General features: G+C 47.0%; 2 protein-coding genes. One reads left to right on the top strand and one right to left on the bottom strand.

Annotated elements, in window-relative coordinates:
• Positions 1–1,033: 1,033 nt before the first annotated feature.
• Positions 1,034–1,354: a helix-turn-helix domain-containing protein gene (locus tag BUB06_RS21705; protein WP_039476522.1), complete on the top strand. Its 321-nt coding sequence runs from the start codon at positions 1,034–1,036 to the stop codon at positions 1,352–1,354.
• A gap of 27 nt (positions 1,355–1,381) precedes the next feature.
• Here BUB06_RS21705 and BUB06_RS21710 read toward each other — a convergent pair whose 3' ends face one another.
• Positions 1,382–1,711 carry a type II toxin-antitoxin system RelE/ParE family toxin gene (locus tag BUB06_RS21710; RefSeq protein ID WP_039476526.1) on the bottom strand — a complete coding sequence of 110 codons (330 nt, stop codon included), beginning with the start codon at positions 1,709–1,711 and terminating at the stop codon, positions 1,382–1,384.
• Positions 1,712–2,376 lie beyond the last annotated feature (665 nt).

The following is a 2,376-nucleotide window of genomic DNA, read 5'->3' on the forward strand; positions in this document are numbered from 1 at the left end:
CGATTCAGTGAGCGAGGAAGCGGAAGATCCACCCTCCTTACATAGATCACCTTACGCGCATAACTGACATTGCTTCCCTGTCATTTCCAATGGTCTGGACAGGAAATGTTTTGTGGCCACCGCCGCTGCGGCTTCTTCACAAAACGACAGGACAGGATGTGCATTTGTAATACCGCGCACGCGACCGCATCACAAATACTCTGGTCAGGGCTCGCCGCCCCGACACCCGCCATCGCCTCACGATCACACAATAAATTGCGTGTTCGTGAGGCAATTCCTTCAGTTGCTTCCCTGCCGTGCTTGACGTGGATGCTGAGTGTAGGTCTTCCGTAGGCATTCTGTAGGTAAAGCGTGGGTGCTGAGTGTAGGTCTTCCGTAGGCATTCTGTAGGTAAAGCGTGGGTGCTGGCTGTTGGAATGTAGGCAAACTGTAGGTAAACCGCAGGTGCCGTGTGTGCGCTTCATCCGTGATCTGCTTTTTCTTTCAACCGTCAGGCACGACGGCGATGTATACACGCGGTGATACAGTCGCGGTGCCAAAGAGCCCCCTTTGAACCTGCTGTGGTTCTACGAACCAGAAAAGAAGACAGTCTAAAACGGGGCTTTTTCGGGACATATGGTGTGACATTGGAATTCATGCGCACGGATGCATAACGATTCATGCCTTCAAAACTCTTGTGTGCGATTCTGCGGTGTTTTTGGGTATAAAGCATGGTGTTTTGAGGCCTGGAAGGTAAAAGCGCTCTCAGTGCGTTTTGAGTGGTGCGTTAAACGGGTGTTATGGTAAATGGCACTGCTTTTTCAATTCAATTACCATTAAATTCGCTGACGTTTGATGATCTTTTATGGCAAAAAATGCGGTTGCCGCTTGCATCTTGGTTTAAAGATCACTATATAGTGGATGTGTATATAAGAATTTATATTTCTTGTTGCCGACTTATTGGGGGGTGCGTATAATGCCGCTCCCTGTGAACGCCCGAATAGTTTCGAGCTACATCTACTTTTTTACACTCGCAGGACTTATGAGGAGAGATATGCTTCACCGTGTAAGTGAACCGTACGAACTCTTTGCTAAGGACGCTGTTGAGCTAAATATGATTTCACTGAAGTCCAAGCTGATCATCATTCTTACGGAGTTGATTCGTGAGCAAGGTTGGTCGCAGCGTGTCGCAGCAGAGAAACTCGGTGTCAGTCAGCCAAGAGTCAGTAATCTTATGAACGGTCAACTTTCAAAATTTGCCATTGATACGTTACTGGAGATCTTGTGCCGCATAGGATTCGTTATGGATGTTTCATTTCGACCTCACGACAAAGAGAGCCCGATTGACGTGAAGGTGAGAAAAGCAGTGCTATGAACACTGCTTTGATTATCTCCTGATTTATCAGAAGTCTTTTGGAAGCATCTTATACCGTAGCTTGATTGTGTCTTCCTCGGACTTTGGTGTGCCATCTGATGTTTTTGAGAATGCATGTAGTATGTAGATAGCTTTTTTACCTACTACGTAAACCATCCGGTAAGCTGGTTTACCATTCTTCACCCACTCGATAACACCTTGTCCGAGGCCATTCATTGCCTTGGTCTTCTTCAGGGGGGACAAGCCATATTGCAAGCGACCTATCTCCACTGCTACTTCTTCTTCAAGACTCTTTGGGAACACTTTTTGCCCTGTTAGGCTTTTTTGTGAACCCCCTACATATACTACTGGTTTCATAAACACCTCCTCAGTGTCGTCGTCGATTAAAAGCGCACATACGCGTTTCCTCTGTTGGTTGCTATTACCTGCCACTTATCCTTAAGGCGGCAGAATTTCAACTGTGAAGTATAAAGTTTTTTCGGGATGTTCCGATAGTGCTTATTTATATAATTTTTTGTATATCGCGTCGATTGCTTGTTTTTTGAGCTATTAGGCTTTTTTTTGCATGTTCTCTGTGGATCTTGATGGCGTTTCTTGACGGGGGGGCTTGAGAGAATTAGTCTGTTTCGGAAACAAAAAAACCACCCGGCAAGGTGGTTTTTTGAGGGTTCAGGAAACCGGCAAGTTTCTGAACCGAGGTAACTGGCTTGGAGGAGCGCAGTCACCAAAACTTGTCCTTTCAGTTTAGCCTTAACCGGCGCATAACATCAAGACTCTCTCCTCTAAATCAGTTACCAGTGGCTGCTGCCATTGGCGCTTTGTCGTGTCTTTCCGGGTTGGACTCAAGTCGATAGTTATCGGAATAGGCGCAGCAGTCGGACTGAAAGGAGTGTTCGTGCACACAGTACAGATTGGAGCGAACTGCCTACCCGGAATTGAGTGTCAGGCGTGGAATGAGAAACCGCGGCCACAACAGCGGAATGACACCGGTAAACCGAAAGGCAGGAACAGGAGAGCGCACG

Origin of the sequence: Pectobacterium carotovorum, from assembly GCF_900129615.1 — a bacterium.
GTDB classification, from domain to species: Bacteria; Pseudomonadota; Gammaproteobacteria; order Enterobacterales; family Enterobacteriaceae; genus Pectobacterium; species Pectobacterium carotovorum.